Raw genomic sequence first — 17,906 nt, 5'->3', positions numbered from 1 at the left:
AAAAACAATTACAATGAAAAAACAAATTAAACTGAAAGGTTTAAAAAGCCTTACCAGAGAAGATCAAAAGAAAATTGCAGGAGGTCTGATCCCGAAAGATCCATGGAATGATGACGGCTGCGGATGGAATATGTGCAGAAACCAGTTCGGAAGATGTACGTTATTCACAGATCATTGCGTTTAGAAAATCAGTACATAATATTTTGAAAGCACCATCCGTAATGGTGCTTTTTTCTTGATCCGGATATTAAAAAACCTCCACAATGTGAAGGTCTGTTTTTTATGAATGATTATTTCTTTTCTGCCGGAAGGCTTATGAAATATTCTGCTTCACCTCTTCCCCAGTTCGGATCCAACGCTGTTTTGGGTTTATAGGCATTGAATTTGGCAACAGCATCTTTAAACATTTCCAAACCTTTGGTTTTGCTTCCTCCGTACTGTTCAGGAGTAAAATAAATATCTTCCGCCTTGATCAGGGCAATTCTTGGATTGGCAGGGTCCAGTTTTTCTGCAATATTAAGTTCTTCTGCAGCCCTGGCACCATCCGTCATATAACGTTGCTGAGGACTGACCATCATTCTAAGGGAATACGCCATTTTTTTCAACAGCCGGATTTCTGCATTATCAGCTCCTGCAAGACTCTGTGCCGTACCCAGGTATTTTTCGGCCTGTGCAGCAACCCCATCCAGATCCTGCATATTACCGTTTCTCATCATCACTCTTCCTTTTTGTATCTGAGCCAGGGCTGCGTAATAAGGAGGTAGCCATTGTGAGCTTTCTTTGCTTCCTATTCTCTGAAAGTCATTGGCTAAAGCCTGAAAGTCTTCCGGAGTTTTGCAGGTTTCAATTTTTGCAATTTTATCCTTCATTATTTTTTCATAATCTGTCTGTGCAAAAGCTGTTAAACTCACCAGAGCTAAAGCAAAGCTTAAAAAGTATTTTTTCATGATATCAAATTTTAAAAGTTAGTTATATTATGATCCGAAGTTATGTCTTTATAAATTATTATTGATCGCATCCTCCGTTTTATCTACTCCGAAACTGAAAAAAGCTCCTACAAATACAAAGGTATTAACCGGGGGAACCACTGCAGAGCTTCTGGCCCCGTCCACTGAAAAATTATACCCATACACGTTTTTAGATCCAAAAACATTGGAAATACTCAGTACAAATACAGTAAATGACTTTGCATCCTTTTTTCCGACACTCGGAACATAATTGAAACTGAGATTAAGAGCATTATAATCCTTCAGTCTCCCTTCATTCCGGGTATAATTTATTGCTTTTCCATCCTCAAATTTAGAGGCAATATCATAGTAAGGTCGTCCTTTAGCATAGGTATAAGAAAGATTGACTCCCAGTTTCCATTCCGGAATAAACCTTTTTACCACTGCGGAAAGTGTATGTTCTGCAGCAAAACCGGGCTTTAAACTTACCGGATAATTAAGGAAATCTCTTTTTGAATCCAGAAAAGAATACGTCAGCCAGTAATCAATATTTTTAAATGTCTTTTTATTATCTCTCCAGAATACCTCCAGCCCTTTTGCATAGCCATAGCCTTCATTGTTGAAAGCAGACTGTACCTGTTGGCTTTGCTGCTTTCCGGGGAAGATATTATAGGTTTTAACAAGCTGGTCGTATTTTTTATAAAATGCTTCAAACCGCAGGCTTCTTCCTTCTGAACTTCTCATGATCTGGAATATATAGTGCTGTGATTTCTGGAAATCCAGGTTGGCCGGCCCGTTGATGTATTTACTTTCTGGATTCTGATAGAAAAGACCGTAAGCGATATTGGCCGTCCACTGATCAGCCAGACGATAAGCCAGTGCCAGGCGGGGGGCTATATTGCTTTTTCCCAGATAAGAAGAGTTTTCAGCTCTTACGCCTACTTTTGCAGACAGTGCATTACTGAAGCCCAGATCTGTTTCTACGAAAGCCGAAGAAATCAAATCTTTATAATTTTTCCGAACCTCTCCGAAATCCAGATTTTCATCGGTACTGTTCAGTTCAAAACCTCCCCGTACAGCACTGATCCTGTTGATTTTCCTTTCAAGAACTGCTTTAAAATTGATATAATTACCCTCTGTAAGCAATCCTGATCGGTTGCTTTCCACATCCTGATTCTCTGTAGAAAACTTAAGATCAGATCTGTTGTATGAATAAGAACCTCCTGCATTCAAAAGATATTTCCCGAATTTTTGCCTGTAAGAAAGGTTGTGATAAGTACTTCTGCCTTTCAGCTTTACCAATGCAAAATCATATTCAGGCTCCAGACTTTCTGTTCTTACGCCCATTCTGTTGGTATTGTACATTCCGTAATATTTAAAAAAGCCTCCTGATTTGGTTTTGAATCTGAAATTAAGATCCCCGTTCAGTCCCTGTGGAGCATCAGTAAAGTCGGTATTAAAATTGAAAACTTTCTGCATCAGGCTTAGGAGTGAATATCCTGCTGAAGCTCCGTATGAATAGTTTTTCTGCGCGCCCAGCTTTTGAAACCCGCCACTCAGAAAAATAGGTGAAACACCGAAGTTATAAGAACTCTGATCCGGCAAATCAACACTTTCCAGCATCAATGCCCCTGAAAGAGCCTGCCCGTATAATGCTGAGTACCCACCACTTGAAAAGATATTCCCCTTAAAAAGGGAAGTATTGAACTGGTCTCTTCCTGCAATTCCCGGTACGGAATTGGAAAAATAATTGTTAATGAGACTTCCGTCCATAAAGATCTTAGATTCAGAAGCTGTTCCTCCTCTGATGAAAAGCCCTTCAGACTCCCCTACTTTCTGCACACCGGGAAGATAGTTCAGTGCTGAAGAAATCTGCCCATCTGCCCCGGCAGTGGTATAAATGTCAAGCGGGGTTAGAAGTGCCGTTGCCCTTTTCCGGTCACTGGCCTCAATAGAGCCGGCAGAAACCACCACTGCATCAATTTCACTGATCTGTTCTTTCAGGTCTGTATTGAGCGTAATCTCCTGATTTTCTATATTGACTGCTTTTTCAATTTCTTCGTATTTGGGATGGGTAAAGGTTACCGTATGACTTCCTTTTTCTGAAGTTTCAAAAGAGAAATTTCCATGGGCGTCCGTAGTCGCACCATCATAAGTATTTTTCAGGGTAACATTGACTTCACTGATTCCCTTATTTTTAAAGGTCACCCTTCCCGAAATCTTTACCTGAGAATAGCCCGTCATATAGGTAAGAAGAGCAATCAGAAAAAATATTTTATATCCTTGAGTTTTCATAGCTGTTGTTTTCCGGATCAAAAATAGTACAGGAAACACCCTTCTGTAAAAAAATAATTACTGAAAGGTATTCTTTTGCTACCGAATGGTAAATGAGTTGCGTTTACCGTTGAAATTAATGGGGTTGAAAGCAGGAAGAAGAAGGATGAAAGTTACTTTCAGTGATAAATATTGATGTTGGTACTTATTTATTTTTTAGCTTTTTTTTCCTACCCTGTCTTCAGACGTTCTGCCTGCATTGAATTACAGAATCGGGATGCAGAAATCCACGATCATTTTCCCTTCAGGATGCTCTTTAAAATTGGTATGGTAGATCTCATAGGGAAAGGTTCTCCTGATTGTGTAATGATGCTCATTCATCCATAAAAACAAAGTAACCCAGCATTGCTCAAAATCATCAAGGGTAACTTCACCGCTTCCTACAATATATTTTCCGGCTTCTAAAGTTTCAGCAAATACCTCACCGTCCTGCTTCTGCAATCTTTCATCCAGAAGCATACAGGCATGTATCCTGACTTTATCAAGAGGTGTTATCTTGCAGCTGTCATGATATACAGAAATCATTTTCACATGTTCTCCGGGAAAAAGATTCTTCTTTACCGCCCAGTCTGCCAATACATTGAAAGAAGTTTCTACATTGGCAATTCCAAGGCTCATTACAGATGCCAGATTCATTTCCGGCATTTCTTTTACTTCGATTTTTAAATTCATTTTCGTCCAGTTTAACAGATTTTCGATATTGCAAATGTATTGGCTGAAAACCGTATCCGCTTGTCCGTTCTTGCTCTGTTTCTGCAAAATTCTGTGAAATTTTTCGGGGGCTAATCTGCGGAATTCTGTAGGTGCCAGACCGTAATACTTTTTGAATGTTTTACAAAAAACAGAATGGCTGGAAAATCCGAGATTCCAATAGATATCTCTGAGCTCCATATTTTTATGTAAAGCCAGATGGAGGGCACTCTTTTCTATTTTCTTCCTGATGATGTAGTTCTGAAGCGTTTCTCCTGTAACCAGCTTAAATATTCTGTGAAAATGAAAAGGCGAATAGGCACTGATCTCAGCAATTTTTTCCAGCGAAAGGTCAGCATCAAGATGAGAATCAATGTATTGAATTGTTTTTACGATCCGTTTTTTATATGCTTCCAAAATAAAAGGTGTATATCCGCAAAGGTATTGATCCTAAGTTTACTCCAGTTGTCAATTATTGCTTTTTTACAGTAAGATCTTATTTTGAATACATTTTATTTTCAGAGTTAAAAATAGGATCAACTTATTGACAGCGAATGGGTAGCTGCTTTGGTCACTTTAAATCTTAATATATTCAATAAAAGGAACCACATTATTGATGCTGATGTCATTCGAGGCAATACAGCTGTAGTAATTTTCAATAACAATGTCTTTTGTGAAGAATTTTTCCCCGTTAATCAGGCATTCATTTTTATGAATTTCAAAAGAATCCAGAGGAAGCATCATTCCGTCCCCGTGGGCTTTTATAACGGCTTCTTTTCTGGTCCAATAGGTAAAAAAACTCGCCATTTTATCTTCAGCATTATCAATCTCTTCAATTTCATAAGGGGTCATATGAAGTTTAAAGTCAGAATAACTGACGGATGTATCGGAAAATTCAACATCCAGTCCTACAGGAAATCCTGCAATGGCACAGGCTGCCAGGTCTTTAGAATGGGATATGTTAAAATGAATAGGATGATCTTTTAAATAAGGCTTTTTGTTGGAATCAATAAGGATTTCGGTTTCATGAATATCATAATAGGTTCTCAAGCCATGCAGCAGCAAAATTTTCCCCAGCAATGAAAGCTGGGCATCCTGCCATCTTCTGTACTTCAGGATATCTTTCTGCCCATCTTCAGAGAAAACAGGTAAATACTGATCCAAAAAATGCTGATGTTTTTCCTCCTGTATGAATGTATATAAAATGATCACTTTTTCTTCCTGTTTTGCCATAAAAGTTGATTATACCTATCCTGTTAAAAATAAGTATTTTCCTTCTTTTTCCAAAGCCCTGACTGAATACCTTTATTAGCGGTATTCGGAGACCTCTTACATTTACTTCCGAAAAAAAGACTGGAATCATAAAGTGTTTTGGAAAATCTTTTTTAATTTTATGGTATAATCACTATAAATCATTTAGAAATGAAAGTACAAACAATAGCATTACTGGCAGGATGTGCACTTTTTGCTGTTTCATGCGGAACCACAAAAATGTACAGCGTAAATGCCAAAAGCGGAACACAGACAGGCGGAACGGCAAAGTTTACCCAACAGGGAAATGAAGTTATTATGAAACTGGACATCACCAACCTTACCCCTGGAATCCATGCTGTACACATTCATGAAAAAGGAGACTGCTCTGCAGCAGACGGAACTTCTACAGGCGGGCACTGGAACCCATCCAAAAACGACCATGGTAAATGGGGAGCCGAGCATTTCCATATGGGAGATATAGGAAATTTAGTAGCTGATCAGAGCGGAACAGCAACCCTTACTTTCAAAACGGACAAATGGTGCCTTGGCTGTACAGATGAGTCTAAAAACATCATTGGAAAAGGTCTTATTGTACACGCAGCGGCTGACGACTTCCACACCCAGCCTACCGGAAATGCCGGAGGAAGAGTGGGATGTGTAGAAATAAAGTAATTATTCTACTTCATAAAAAAACCGATAATTTTCATTATCGGTTTTTTTGGTATCTATGATTTTGCTCCCATATCTGATACAATGTTCATTGCTTCCTGCAGGTAAAGATCTTTTTTCAGATTCTTGATCCACATTTCAGATTTTTTCTTGAAAGCTTCGTCTTTCTTCTCTCTTTCAATCTCGCTCGGATACATAATGAACTGTAATCCGTTCTCGAATTTCGTCAGAACCTTGAATTTTTCAATCTGAGATTTTCTGTGCTTCATCAGTTCATTAAACTTATCGATATTAAGCGTAATCGTTTCTTCTTTATCCAGTTTTTCCCTCCATTGGGCAGATTCCAGTAACAGCTGATAATTGCTGTTTTTAGCCATTCTGTCTGCGCTTGCTTTTTCAAGAGCCTGAATATTGAAATAATTCAGTTTCTGGAATTTTGTAGAAGGAATTTTATCCCATGCCAGGGCAAAGTCATCGTAACGCTCTCCTACCTCAGCATAGGTAAAGAAATCTTTCATCTGAATGTCTGAAACAATTCCTTTTCTCTGTGTAGATTCTCCCGTCACTCTGTAGAATTTCTGGATGGTAAGCTTTAAAGATCCAAAATCATCTTCAGTATTCAGGAATCTGTTCAGGTCTACAAAGGTCTGAACTGTTCCTTTTCCGAATGACTGCGGAGATCCGATGATCATAGCTCTTCCGTAATCCTGCATTACTCCTGCAAGGATTTCAGATGCTGAAGCGGAAAGTTCGTTCTGCATGATCACTAGAGGTCCGGTCCAGATCGGGGTCTCGTATTTGTTCTTTAGAGTCTGTATTTTACCGTTTCCGTCTTTTACCTGTACATAAGGTCCGGCATCCATGAAAAGTCCCATGATATCGCCTACTTCCGTTAATGAACCACCGCCGTTATTTCTAAGGTCAAGAATGATTCCTTCGATGTTTTGAGCTTTAAGCTTGATGATTTCATTTTTGATGTCATCAGAAGCATTTCTTCCTTTGGCATTTTCAAAATCGGCATTAAAGCTTGGAAGGTTAATAAAACCGTATTTTTTACCGTTCGGTGTATTGATGACGATACTTCTTGCAAAAGTGTCTTCTATAGCCACTTCTTCACGGATCATCGTTACATCTTTGATGGTACCGTCTTTTTTCTGAACGGTCAGGGTAACCGGGGTTCCTTTTTCTCCTCTGATCAGTCTTACGGCTTCATCAGAAAGCATTCCCACTACATTCACGGCATCCTCTTTCGGCTTGGATTTTACTTTTAAGATCTTATCTCCTTCTGAAAGCTGCTTAGACTTCCATGCCGGTGCCCCGATTGTAAGTGCACCCAGGAAAAGGTTTCCTTTTTTCTCCTGGATCAGAGCTCCGATACCAATTACTTTTCCGGTAAACTGGGTATCAAAGTCTTCTTTATCCTTTGGAGAATAATAGTTGGTATGCGGATCGAACACTTCAGTATACGCATTCATATAGACGGTAAACCAATCCATTTTCTTTCTCTTCTTGAATCTGGTAAAGGTATCTTTTACAAGGTCTTTTACCTCATCTGTAGCCTTTTTGATCTTTTCGTCCTGGGTAAGAGGTTTAAACTTGATCGTATCTTTCAATTTGTACTTCTGTACAGAATCCTTCTTTTCTTTCTGGGCTTCTTCTTTGCTATTCATCGATTCAACTTCCTGCAGAATATTGTATTTGATGAATTTTTTCCACTCATTATACTGTTCCTGCTTATTGGCAGGTACTTTTTTAAGTTTTGGCTCAAGGGTAAGGTTTTCATCTTCCTTCAGATTGATAGGTTTGCTGAAAATATCCTGAGTGATTTTATCGATCTCATCCACTCTCTGGTACAGCCTGTCAATAGTAAGCTTATAGAAAGTAAGATCTCCCTGGCTGATATAGTCATCAAGCTTTGTTTCATGCTTGCTGAATTCATCCATATCAGATTGCAGAAAATATCTTTTGGCAGGGTCTACTAACTCGAAATAATGCTTATAAACGTCCTTCGAATAAGCATCATTGATAGACTTGGGACTATAATGCAGATAAGAAAGTGTGTTTTTTACGCTCACCATTATCGTCTGCATCTTTTCATCATCGTTCTGTGGCGAGTTGAAACAAAACATTAGACTGGTTAATGGAATCAGGAGTAAAAATTTATTCAGTTTGAAATTTTTCCACATAAACTGTCTTTATTTATTTAATTTTTTAAAAATAGGTATTGTAATAAGTAGCAATAATTTGCGCACCGTTACAAACGATCAAATTTAAGACCTTATTTACAAATATCGCAAAGTTTTAAAGATTTTTATTCAAAGAAGGATTAAGTATTATTCTTTTTATTATTCTCACAGCAGAAATGCACTGCGTAAAAAATAAGCCATCTTCTCCCGGGTAATCCGGCCATTGCTTATGTATTGTAAATCATGAACAGAAAATCGGCAAAGATTTTTTTTCTCTTCAGGAGAATAAATAGCAGTGCAGCAAGAATCTGTAGTATTATACTTCCGAAGTCATTGAATTTCATAGAAAAAAGCATAAATCATGGACGATGAAATAAAAAAATATTTCGTTAAAAGCATATAAAAAGATACCACAAAAATTATTTTCAGCACATAAAGGCATAAAATATGCTGATAATTAACTGTATAACCTTAAAATGTAATATTATGAGAAGCTTATTATGGTTAATCGCAGTCATTTGTATCGTTGTATGGCTTTTAGGAATGCTGGGAATTGTACCCGGAATCAGTACAGGTTATTTAATACATGTATTACTCGTTATAGCTATTGTTGTAGTACTGTATAACATCATTACGGGCAGAAAGCCTCTGGACTGATTATACAATCTCCGTGTGTAGATCTTACCAGGAAACTAATAAATTATAACGGAAATATCATTGTAATTTTTAATCAGGAAATTTTTTCTTTCCTACACAGGGCTTACTTTCTTTACTCAAATACAGAATGTTGATTCCTGAATTTAAATCGGTGAAGGGTAAACCTGCTGTTTTATTGCGTCTTATTTTTAACTACATTTGATGTGTTGAAAAAATTCTTTTTGTTCAATTCTTAAAATGAACAGATTGTACTGCATGTGTATAAAAAATTAAGATAATATATGGAAAGACCGCTTATTCTGGTTACTAATGATGATGGCATTACAGCTCCTGGTATCAGAAATCTGATCAGTTTTATGAACGAAATCGGAGAAGTAGTGGTAGTAGCCCCTAACTCTCCCCAAAGTGGTAAAGGCCACGCTATCACTATCAATTCTACGCTAAGCTATGAGGAAGTGACCCTTGATGGCCCGCAAACAGATTTTTCCTGCAGCGGAACTCCTGTAGACTGCGTAAAGATGGCTCTTGATAAGATCCTGAAAAGACGTCCTGATATTGTGGTTTCAGGGATTAATCATGGTGCCAATTCATCAATCAATGTTATTTATTCGGGAACGATGTCTGCGGCTGTAGAAGCAGGTGTGGAGGGAATTCCTGCAATTGGATTTTCATTGCTGGATTTCAGCTGGGAAGCAGATTTTACCCAGGCTAAAGACTATATTCAGAATATCGTAAGAAGAACTCTTGAAAACCCGATGCCGAAAGGAATCGTTCTGAATGTGAATATCCCGAAACTTCCTGCATCGGAAATAAAGGGAGTAAAAGTCTGCAAGCAGGCTCATGCCAAATGGGAGGAAAGCTTCGATGAAAGAGTAAACCCGCACGGGAAAAAATACTACTGGCTTACCGGATATTTCAATAATATGGATGATTCTGAAGATGCTGATGAAACAGCATTGGCAAACGGCTATATTTCTATCGTTCCTGTGAAGTTTGACCTTACAGCATATGAGTATATGAAAACGTTGGAAGAAGTAATGTCTTTTGACACTGTAAAGGAAACCAAATAGAACTATCAATTCATTGAAAAATAATAAAGCGTGAAATTAATTTTCACGCTTTTGTTTTTTCATTCATGCTGATTGAGCAGATCATGCGGATCTTTTGTTCTTTAAAAGATGTAGCGTTAACTTTCTTTTTTAAAACAGCACCTTATCATCCTTTCTCAGTTCTTCCAGATAATTTTTCTTATCATCCCTGTAGAAAAGATTCATTGTTTCGAATGGAATTAATTTCAGGTCCTTGTTGACGATATGAACACAGGATTTCTTCACTGCACGTACATCAAAATCATGAGCATCCATAAAGTTCATAATGATAATTCTGAACAGGTTGTCATAATCCAGATCAGGTGCACAGACTTCAGGTAAACAGCACAATAACTGATTCACCTTAGGTTTTACTTTATCTACAGAAATACCGGTGCTGAAAATGTCCAGCAGCTGCATATGTAAGCCCTGGTCCTGTTCGTACACAATGGTATTTCTTGATTCATTATTCAGAAGGTCTGCCGGATTGATATACCGGGTCAGGGGAATGGTTTCGCCCTGAAGTTTTAAAATATAGCCCATCGCCAAAGCATCCGGGTTACACGGAACCGGAATAATGTCGTCAGAATTCAGTAGAGGAAACTGATTGAGAATTTCCTGTCTCACCTCCGTCAGGGTAATTTTCTCATGGGCAGAGTCTTCCCTGTTGCGTCCGGCAATTTCTACAGGCTGGAAGGTAATTCCTCGTACACATTTCTGTTGTAAAGCAAATTCAATGATTTTCCCTATTTCATCAATATTCTTTCCTTTTTGAAGAACAATCACCAATGTTGTGGAAAGGTTAAGTTCATTGAGCTTTTCAAGTGCTTTCATTCTTACTGACGTGAGATCTTTTCCTCTGAAATCTTCCAGAACTTCCGGTTTGAATGAATCAAACTGAAGGTATACCTCAAACTCAGGGGCATAAGTGGCCAGCTTTTCAGCAAAACCCGGATCATTGGCAATCCTTATCCCATTGGTATTCAGCATCAGATGTTTGATAGGCTTTGACTTGGCAATATCCATGATTTTGAAGAACTCGGGATGTATCGTAGGCTCTCCTCCACTGATCTGTACAACATCAGGCTCACCTTCGTTCTTGACGATGGTATCAAACATCGCTTCTATTTCCTCCAGGCTTCTGTGGCTTCCATAATGTGGCGACGACATGGCATAGCAGGTAGGACAGGTCAGGTTACAACGATCCGTCACTTCTACTATCGAAAGGCAGCTGTGCTGTTCATGATCTACACAGAGCCCGCAGTCATAGGGGCAGCCGTATTCCACATCCGTACCGAAATGATAGGGCATTTCAGAAGCTTTGTTATAGTTTCTGATGTTTTTGTAATACTGTACATCAGAGGCTATTTTTGTTTTGAAAAAACCGTGATCAGGACATCTCTTGGTCATAAAAACAGCTTCATCCTCTATAATGATCTTTGCTCCCACTCTTTTCAGACATTCAGGACAAAGGCTTATCGTATAGTCGTAATAGGTATAGTTTCTTACCGGCATAATGTTATTTTAAATCCTTATCCACAAATATATCCGCTGATCAGACCACAGACCAGAAGGCAGATTACAAAGGTCTGTATGAACTGTTTTCTGCTGAATTTTTTATCTCCCTTTCTTTCATAAATCAGTTTTACAACAAAAGATACAATAATGGAAATAAATAACGCCCCCAGGATCATCATTCCAACAATGAAAATGACTATGCCTACCAGGCCTCCGGCTTCTAAAATGGTTAAAAATCTCATTATGAATATTTTAAATCTTGTGACTGGATGTTTTTAATCGTATAAATGTAATAAATAATTACGCAAATACATACTATCTGAATCGTTCCGAGATTTCCTGCCACCTCTACCCTCGGTTTGATAAAATCCAGCAGGAATCTGAATGTAAAATAGCTCAGCATAAATACCTGAAAAAGAAATCCTGAACGGTATTTTTTCCGTCGCTGAATATATTTCAGGCAAGCCCATAGAATTATTAAAAATCCTATTTCATACAATGCAACCGGATGACGCAGGTACTGATCACCCAAATGCATCCCGAAAACCGATTCTGTAGGCAATCCATAGGTTTCTTCATAGATACCTGTAAGGAAGCAGCCGATCCTTCCGATAATCATGGCAAGCAGCAGAGGAAAAACAATAAGGTCACCGGTGCTTTCCTTATGATGAACTACTTTTTTGGCAAGCTCTACCCCAAGCAGCCCGAAAGCCAATCCTCCTACAATTGTATTGCTGGACCAGAATTTCCGAAGGCTGAAACCGTCAAACATCATGTACGGGTTTTCCAGGTTTCCGATCAGTTTGGATCCCAGCAAAGCCCCGGCGGTAGCTCCTATCAGAACAGCAGCAGAGGTATTGAAAGACAGCTTTTCTTTTGATTTCCGTTTAAGATAAAAATAATACCTCATCCCCATAAACATTCCAACCGCCTCAAAAAGAGGATGGGCAAGAACTGTTTTGCCGAAAATATGAAAGGTTACAGGAAAATCCATAGCTTCAAAAATAATCCATTTGAGATTATTTACTACCTTTATTCTGACAAATAATTACAAAATGCGTATAGAATATGACATAAAACTGGGGTTCAAGGATGTAATGTTCCGCCCTAAGCGTTCAACATTAAAGTCCCGTTCAGAAGTGGATCTGGAAAGGGAGTTTATCTTTAAACATACCCGGAAGAAATGGAAGGGAGTTCCTGTGATTGCCGCTAATATGGATACTGTAGGGACTTTTGAAATGGCAGTAGAGCTGGCAAAAGACAAGATCATTACCGCAATTCATAAACATTATACTCCTGAAGAATGGAGCCGTTTTCTGGACAGTCAACCGGAAAATATCCATCAGTATATTGCCTTAAGTACGGGAACCGGAAAGGCAGATGAAAAAAAAATCCGGACGATCCTCGAAAAGCACCCTAAAATTGAGTTTCTATGTATAGATGTAGCCAATGGTTATTCTGAGCATTTTGTTGACTTTGTGAAGAAGGCAAGGGCGAATTTTCCGGACAAAGTTATTATCGCCGGCAATGTAGTTACCGGGGAAATGGTGGAAGAGCTGCTTTTAGTAGGTGCCGATATCATAAAAGTTGGAATCGGTCCCGGTTCAGTATGTACAACCCGTGTGAAAACCGGAGTGGGCTACCCGCAATTATCTGCTATTATTGAATGTGCGGATGCTGCTCACGGTCTGGGAGGTCATATCATTGCTGACGGAGGCTGTAAGGTGCCGGGAGATGTGGCAAAAGCTTTCGGAGGAGGTGCTGATTTTGTGATGCTGGGCGGTATGTTCGCCGGCCATGATGAGAGCGGAGGCGAAATGATTGAAGAAAACGGGAAGAAATACCGTCTCTTCTATGGAATGAGCTCAAAAACAGCGATGGATAAACATTCCGGAGGTGTGGCAGAATACCGGGCTTCTGAAGGAAAAACGGTAAAAGTAGCTTATAAAGGACCGGTCTCAGAAACCGTAAAAGACATTCTGGGTGGTGTACGTTCTACCTGTACCTACGTGGGAGCTTCCAAGCTTAAAGAGCTTTCTAAAAGAACAACATTTATAAGGGTTCAGGAGCAGGAAAACCAGGTATTCAAAGATTAAAAATAGCAATGAAAAGCCTTTCGGAAATATCGAAAGGCTTTTTTTATTTTGTTCTGATATATTTCTTTTTAAAATATTTCTGAAGCTGATCATTTACAAAACTCTGTTCCTCTTTTTCAGAGGCCATTTCATAAAAATATAAGGTTTTGGGGATCACTTTTATTTTTTCTACTACAACAGAATCTTTAGATTTTTCAATAATTGCTATCCTTTCATTCACTTCACGTTCATATTCCCTCAGATTTGTACTAAAAGCGTCTATCAACATATTGTTAATATTAAAATCAATATTAAAATAAGAATATCTTTCAGGAAAAATTTTCAGTGTTGGCAGAAAAATAATGAGGGCCGATATCCACCAAAATTGCTTAATTTTTTCAAATTTAAATACCATTAATACTGAGAAGGTAATAAAAAAATAAAAAATTATATTTTCAAAATGCCTTCCAATTGAATTGAGGAGGTAGCCTAAAAAAAGCATGGGAAGAAATGTAACACCCCAAAATAAAAAAGCTTCTTTAAAAGTTATTTTATACACAATATTTTTAAGCTCCTTTTCAAAAACCTTGATAAATAATGGAAGTATTAAAATTACTTTAAAAGCAATATATATATAATTTGCTCCAAAAATACCCACTCTCTTTATCCATCTTAATAATCCGTCTTCTACTTCTCCCATCCTGTTAAAATTTCCAGGAGCAAGAAAACTCACAAGTAAAAATACAGTTCCTAATATTAAAAAAGATAAACTTTGCCTATCCCTTTTTTGATAATAATACACAATCAAAAGTCCTTCCAGAATCAATGCCAAAAGTTCATTAGATCCCATCAAAATTATAATCAGTGCTGCTGATAGGTAAAGCCATATTTTGTTATGGGTATCTTTATTTTTTTTAAAAAAATAGAGCAGAAAACCAAATATAATTACCGGAAGAAAATATACATTAGAACCTGTTATCCAAAAATAATGTTCCGAAAGACGCGCAAGAAGAACAGTATAAAATAAAAATAAAATAATAGATTTTTGTAAAGATTTTCCAAGAGGATATTGAAAATAAGCCTTAAAATTAAGAGCTGAAACCCCGATAAAAGAAAGCATTAAAAAAAGTGGATATACCTTTGGAAGGATTCCATATTGATCGTAGGCAACAGGGTTAAGCATATTCACCGTATATCCGAAATATCTCCCTCCCCAGTATAAATAAGTGTGTGTAAAGTTTCCCAAAAGCCCATATTCCCGAGTACCATAAGCACACATATAATCATCGGTCTGGTATACATTAAACAAGCTAATATAAACCAGACCGATGAATAATATAACTGATAAGAATAATACTATATTCTGTATTTTTTTCATTTCTTAAGTCAGCATTCCGCCGTCTACATTGAGAGTCTGCCCTGTAATATAAGCGGACATTTCGCTTCCCAGGAATACACATGCATTGGCAATATCAGCAGGCTGCCCTCCTCTTTTCATTGGAATTTCCTCTCTCCATCCCTGCACTGTTTTTTCGTCCAGAACAGCTGTCATTTCTGTTTCAATGAATCCCGGAGCAATAGCGTTACATCTGATATTTCTTGATCCCAGCTCTAATGCAACAGATTTTGTAAATCCTATTACCCCTGCTTTGGATGCCGCATAGTTGGCCTGTCCTGCATTTCCTTTCACCCCGACTACTGAAGTCATATTGATGATAGATCCTGATCTTGCCTTCATCATCGGCTTGATCACTGCTTTTGTAAGGTTGAAAACAGAGTCAAGGTTTACTTTGATCACTTTATCCCAATCTTCTTTAGACATCCTCAACAGCAGGTTATCTTTTGTAATCCCTGCGTTATTTACCAAAATATCGATCTGCCCAAACTCAGCCATTACTTCATCCACCAACTTCTGGGCTGCATCATAATCTGATGCATCAGACTGATATCCTTTGATCTGGGTTACAGAACTTAAAGCTGCTTCTAATTCTTTAGCTTTGTCTACAGAGCCGGCATAGGTAAATGCTACTTTTGCTCCCTGCTGGGCAAACATTTCAGCAATCCCTTTTCCGATTCCTCTTGTAGCTCCGGTAATTAGTGCTACTTTTCCTTCTAATATTCTCATATCTATTGATAATTATTTCTTATAACTCATTCAGCTTGTGACCGCTGACTCATTCAATATTCATAATTCCTATCCGGAATTAAACGGTTTGCAAAGATATTATAAATTGTTATTCGACACATTTAAATCGTTAAAATACTGAACTTTTTTGATGAATTTCTTTCATTTCAGTTAAGCCGGGTGGTATTATTTTTAAATCTTGTGAAATAAATGAAGTCTGATTTTTTATTTTTGTCCAGTTTCAATACCTCTTTCTGCCATAGAAACTGATCATATACAATTTCCTTCAAAGGCTCATGCTGAAAGTTCGAAACACCATATTTCCCGTCTTTTTTTACCACAATTTCATTTTCAAAATTGCCAAACGTAACGATATCTTCGTAGATGAACGGTACAATTACCGTTCCTTTTCCATCGATAATACCATAAAAATGATCTGAGTTTCTGCAGACAAGCGGCTTTGAATATTCATTGAGAAAATTGAAATACCCGGTTCCTTCATCTTTGATCATGCTTATGTTTTTAAGCACTGCCATCGATTGGTCGACTGCTGAAAATCTATAATAGGTATTTTCTTTAAGTATAATAAGACCTTCAGGATAAAAGCCCAGAATATTAACCCCTTCTCCTATCGTATTTTTCAAATCCTTATCAAGGAGTTTTTCTTCATTTCCTTTTTTAAGATATATAAATTCTCTTCCGGAAATGGTAAAGTTTCTGATAAAGTCATATTCCTGAGGAAAAATCATGTTTCCCTGCAAATCAACAACTCCCGATTTCTGTGTTTTTTCGTTGTATACACTGAAAAGGTTATTGAAAAGAGGATTCAGGTATTTAAAATTATTGGGATAAAGCTTTCTGTCTTTCTTATGAAAGACCGTTGTAGTATTATTTTTAACAAGATAAATATATTCTTTCTTTCCAAAATATTCCGAGGTGATCTCTTTGTAAACTTCATCAGCAATTGTATTTTCTTCCGTGTCAATGAGCCCGTATTTTCCGGTAGCTTTATTTCTGGTAATCAGATATGGATAAGCATTGATATTTACCACCTGCTTTGAAAATTTATGCAGGGTCTGTCCGTTTATTCCTATAATTTCATATTGCCCGTCTTCATTGAGAATAAGTGCTCTTCCCTCTTCAAAGCTGTAATCTTCTTTAAACTCCCGGTCGCTGAGCTGCTTTCCGTCAAAGTCATACAGGAACCATTTTTTATTTTTTAAAACAAAAAATCTGTTCTTTCCGGAGAATCTGATCTTATCGGAAACAGGAATGATTTCTTTCCCATTATAGTCATACAGAACTTCTTTTCCTGATCCGGAAGCAATGATCCGTTCCTTACTCCACCAGGGTGTATCGAATTCCTGAACATCCAGAGGAATCAGCTCTTTTCCTTTCTCATCAATCACAGCTGATTTTCTCTTATTCCCCGTTTCTGCATACAGAATAAACCTGTTTTTAAAAGCGTGTAAAATACCTGCCTTGTAAGGAGACTCAAAGGTAATAGTGCCCAATGAATCTACGATTCCCTGTTTTTTTGAATCCGGATCATAAGTTACTCCGTATCCGTCTGAATAAGAACTGACCTCCTTTCCCGTCTTTTTAGACAGGATAACTTTCATATATTGGTTAGTCTGCCCTGCACAGACTGCAGAACACAATACAAAAATTAGTTTTTTCAATGAAAATCAAATAGAATTATTGATAATAAGAACGATCTCTCCTTTTAAAGTTTTGGTTTTGGAAAATTCAATCAACTCACTGATTGTTCCCCGTTTGGTTTCTTCAAACTTTTTAGAAATCTCACGGCTTAAGCTCGCTTTGGTCTCTTCGCCGAAGAACTCCCTGATCTGTTCCAGTGTTGTATTGATCTTATGAGGACTCTCGTAAAGGACGATGGTTTTCTTTTCTTCTGCAAGCTGCTTAAGTTTTGTCTGTCTTCCTTTTTTCTGTGGTAAAAATCCGGCAAAAAGGAATTCATTGTTCGGAAGTCCTGATACTACCAGGGCAGGAATCAGAGCGGTTGCTCCGGGCAGGCATATCATTTCGATACCATTATCCGCTCCGGCTTTTGCCAGTAAATAACCGGGATCGGAGATTCCAGGAGTTCCGGCATCGGTAATGATAGCGATATTCTGGCCATTTTTAAGGTCTGCAATCACTTTTTCTGTAGCCTGATGTTCATTATGCAGATGATAAGATTTTAAAGGCTTGGAGATTTCAAAATGTTTTAAAAGTATTCCGGAAGTTCTGGTATCTTCACACAAAATATAATCTACTTCTTTCAGGACGTTGACAGCCCTGAACGTCATATCTTCCAGGTTCCCGACTGGTGTGGGAACAAAATATAGGATTCCGCTCAA

The 17,906-nt window shown here is 37.9% G+C and carries 17 protein-coding genes; 5 read left to right on the top strand and 12 right to left on the bottom strand.

What is annotated here, in order from left to right; all coding sequences use genetic code 11:
• Positions 1-13 precede the first annotated feature (13 nt).
• Positions 14-184 (top strand): hypothetical protein, encoded by a 171-nt coding sequence (locus BBI00_RS23385; RefSeq protein ID WP_165602545.1) that lies wholly within the window; start codon positions 14-16, stop codon positions 182-184.
• A 106-nt stretch (positions 185-290) separates the two neighbouring features.
• Here BBI00_RS23385 and BBI00_RS16175 read toward each other — a convergent pair whose 3' ends face one another.
• From BBI00_RS16175 to BBI00_RS16160, 4 genes are all read right to left on the bottom strand, one after another.
• Positions 291-947 (bottom strand): hypothetical protein, encoded by a 657-nt coding sequence (locus tag BBI00_RS16175; RefSeq protein WP_065399913.1) that lies wholly within the window; start codon positions 945-947, stop codon positions 291-293.
• 48 nt (positions 948-995) lie between these two features.
• A complete protein-coding gene (locus tag BBI00_RS16170; RefSeq protein WP_065400400.1) occupies positions 996-3,242 on the bottom strand; it encodes a TonB-dependent receptor in 2,247 nt (748 codons plus the stop codon).
• Positions 3,243-3,485: 243 nt separating this feature from the next.
• Positions 3,486-4,388: an AraC family transcriptional regulator gene (locus tag BBI00_RS16165; RefSeq protein ID WP_083988552.1), complete on the bottom strand. Its 903-nt coding sequence runs from the start codon at positions 4,386-4,388 to the stop codon at positions 3,486-3,488.
• A 159-nt stretch (positions 4,389-4,547) separates the two neighbouring features.
• Complete coding sequence (locus BBI00_RS16160) at positions 4,548-5,204, bottom strand: 4'-phosphopantetheinyl transferase family protein (protein WP_065399911.1); 657 nt, start codon at positions 5,202-5,204, stop codon at positions 4,548-4,550.
• 189 nt (positions 5,205-5,393) lie between these two features.
• On the opposite strand from BBI00_RS16160, the gene BBI00_RS16155 reads away from it, so the two are divergent.
• The gene (locus BBI00_RS16155) at positions 5,394-5,897 is read left to right on the top strand and encodes a superoxide dismutase family protein (protein ID WP_065399910.1); all 504 of its coding nucleotides are present in this window, start codon (positions 5,394-5,396) and stop codon (positions 5,895-5,897) included.
• Between the two features lie 53 nt (positions 5,898-5,950).
• Here the strand turns inward: BBI00_RS16155 and BBI00_RS16150 are convergent, their stop codons facing one another.
• Entirely contained in the window at positions 5,951-8,080 is a 2,130-nt protein-coding gene (locus BBI00_RS16150; protein WP_065399909.1) for a carboxy terminal-processing peptidase, read from the bottom strand.
• 486 nt (positions 8,081-8,566) lie between these two features.
• Between BBI00_RS16150 and BBI00_RS16145 the strand changes: the two genes are divergently transcribed.
• Positions 8,567-8,737: a lmo0937 family membrane protein gene (locus BBI00_RS16145; protein WP_123843855.1), complete on the top strand. Its 171-nt coding sequence runs from the start codon at positions 8,567-8,569 to the stop codon at positions 8,735-8,737.
• A 281-nt stretch (positions 8,738-9,018) separates the two neighbouring features.
• On the top strand, positions 9,019-9,807 hold the full coding sequence (gene surE / locus BBI00_RS16140) for a 5'/3'-nucleotidase SurE (protein WP_065399907.1): 789 nt from the start codon (positions 9,019-9,021) through the stop codon (positions 9,805-9,807).
• A 129-nt stretch (positions 9,808-9,936) separates the two neighbouring features.
• Here the strand turns inward: surE and BBI00_RS16135 are convergent, their stop codons facing one another.
• The 3 genes from BBI00_RS16135 to BBI00_RS16125 are packed head-to-tail and all read right to left on the bottom strand — an operon-like array spanning position 9,937 to position 12,337.
• Positions 9,937-11,340: a radical SAM protein gene (locus BBI00_RS16135; RefSeq protein ID WP_065399906.1), complete on the bottom strand. Its 1,404-nt coding sequence runs from the start codon at positions 11,338-11,340 to the stop codon at positions 9,937-9,939.
• A 17-nt stretch (positions 11,341-11,357) separates the two neighbouring features.
• Positions 11,358-11,585, bottom strand: coding sequence for a hypothetical protein (locus BBI00_RS16130; RefSeq protein ID WP_065399905.1), 228 nt, complete (start codon positions 11,583-11,585; stop codon positions 11,358-11,360).
• Positions 11,585-12,337 (bottom strand): prolipoprotein diacylglyceryl transferase, encoded by a 753-nt coding sequence (locus tag BBI00_RS16125; RefSeq protein WP_065399904.1) that lies wholly within the window; start codon positions 12,335-12,337, stop codon positions 11,585-11,587. The genes BBI00_RS16130 and BBI00_RS16125 overlap by 1 nt, the downstream gene beginning before the upstream one ends.
• A gap of 61 nt (positions 12,338-12,398) precedes the next feature.
• On the opposite strand from BBI00_RS16125, the gene BBI00_RS16120 reads away from it, so the two are divergent.
• Entirely contained in the window at positions 12,399-13,439 is a 1,041-nt protein-coding gene (locus tag BBI00_RS16120; protein ID WP_065399903.1) for a GMP reductase, read from the top strand.
• Positions 13,440-13,482: 43 nt separating this feature from the next.
• Here BBI00_RS16120 and BBI00_RS16115 read toward each other — a convergent pair whose 3' ends face one another.
• The 4 genes from BBI00_RS16115 to rsmI form a co-directional block, all read right to left on the bottom strand.
• Complete coding sequence (locus tag BBI00_RS16115) at positions 13,483-14,796, bottom strand: DUF6056 family protein (RefSeq protein WP_123843851.1); 1,314 nt, start codon at positions 14,794-14,796, stop codon at positions 13,483-13,485.
• A gap of 3 nt (positions 14,797-14,799) precedes the next feature.
• A complete protein-coding gene (gene fabG, locus BBI00_RS16110) occupies positions 14,800-15,543 on the bottom strand; it encodes a 3-oxoacyl-[acyl-carrier-protein] reductase (protein ID WP_065399901.1) in 744 nt (247 codons plus the stop codon).
• A 167-nt stretch (positions 15,544-15,710) separates the two neighbouring features.
• Positions 15,711-17,225, bottom strand: coding sequence for a WG repeat-containing protein (locus BBI00_RS16105; protein ID WP_123902308.1), 1,515 nt, complete (start codon positions 17,223-17,225; stop codon positions 15,711-15,713).
• Positions 17,226-17,231: 6 nt separating this feature from the next.
• Entirely contained in the window at positions 17,232-17,906 is a 675-nt protein-coding gene (gene rsmI, locus BBI00_RS16100) for a 16S rRNA (cytidine(1402)-2'-O)-methyltransferase (RefSeq protein ID WP_065399899.1), read from the bottom strand.

This window comes from Chryseobacterium arthrosphaerae, assembly GCF_001684965.1.
GTDB lineage: Bacteria > Bacteroidota > Bacteroidia > Flavobacteriales > Weeksellaceae > Chryseobacterium > Chryseobacterium arthrosphaerae.
This window is presented reverse-complemented; position numbering and strand designations above follow the sequence as displayed.

Coding starts and splice junctions, on each gene's coding strand:
- BBI00_RS23385 (WP_165602545.1), top strand. CDS start 14: ATGAAAAAACAAATTAAACTGAAAGGTTTAAAAAGCCTTACCAGAGAA.
- BBI00_RS16175 (WP_065399913.1), bottom strand. CDS start 947: ATGAAAAAATACTTTTTAAGCTTTGCTTTAGCTCTGGTGAGTTTAACA.
- BBI00_RS16170 (WP_065400400.1), bottom strand. CDS start 3,242: ATGAAAACTCAAGGATATAAAATATTTTTTCTGATTGCTCTTCTTACC.
- BBI00_RS16160 (WP_065399911.1), bottom strand. CDS start 5,204: ATGGCAAAACAGGAAGAAAAAGTGATCATTTTATATACATTCATACAG.
- BBI00_RS16155 (WP_065399910.1), top strand. CDS start 5,394: ATGAAAGTACAAACAATAGCATTACTGGCAGGATGTGCACTTTTTGCT.
- BBI00_RS16150 (WP_065399909.1), bottom strand. CDS start 8,080: ATGTGGAAAAATTTCAAACTGAATAAATTTTTACTCCTGATTCCATTA.
- BBI00_RS16145 (WP_123843855.1), top strand. CDS start 8,567: ATGAGAAGCTTATTATGGTTAATCGCAGTCATTTGTATCGTTGTATGG.
- surE (WP_065399907.1), top strand. CDS start 9,019: ATGGAAAGACCGCTTATTCTGGTTACTAATGATGATGGCATTACAGCT.
- BBI00_RS16135 (WP_065399906.1), bottom strand. CDS start 11,340: ATGCCGGTAAGAAACTATACCTATTACGACTATACGATAAGCCTTTGT.
- BBI00_RS16130 (WP_065399905.1), bottom strand. CDS start 11,585: ATGAGATTTTTAACCATTTTAGAAGCCGGAGGCCTGGTAGGCATAGTC.
- BBI00_RS16125 (WP_065399904.1), bottom strand. CDS start 12,337: ATGGATTTTCCTGTAACCTTTCATATTTTCGGCAAAACAGTTCTTGCC.
- BBI00_RS16120 (WP_065399903.1), top strand. CDS start 12,399: ATGCGTATAGAATATGACATAAAACTGGGGTTCAAGGATGTAATGTTC.
- BBI00_RS16115 (WP_123843851.1), bottom strand. CDS start 14,796: ATGAAAAAAATACAGAATATAGTATTATTCTTATCAGTTATATTATTC.
- fabG (WP_065399901.1), bottom strand. CDS start 15,543: ATGAGAATATTAGAAGGAAAAGTAGCACTAATTACCGGAGCTACAAGA.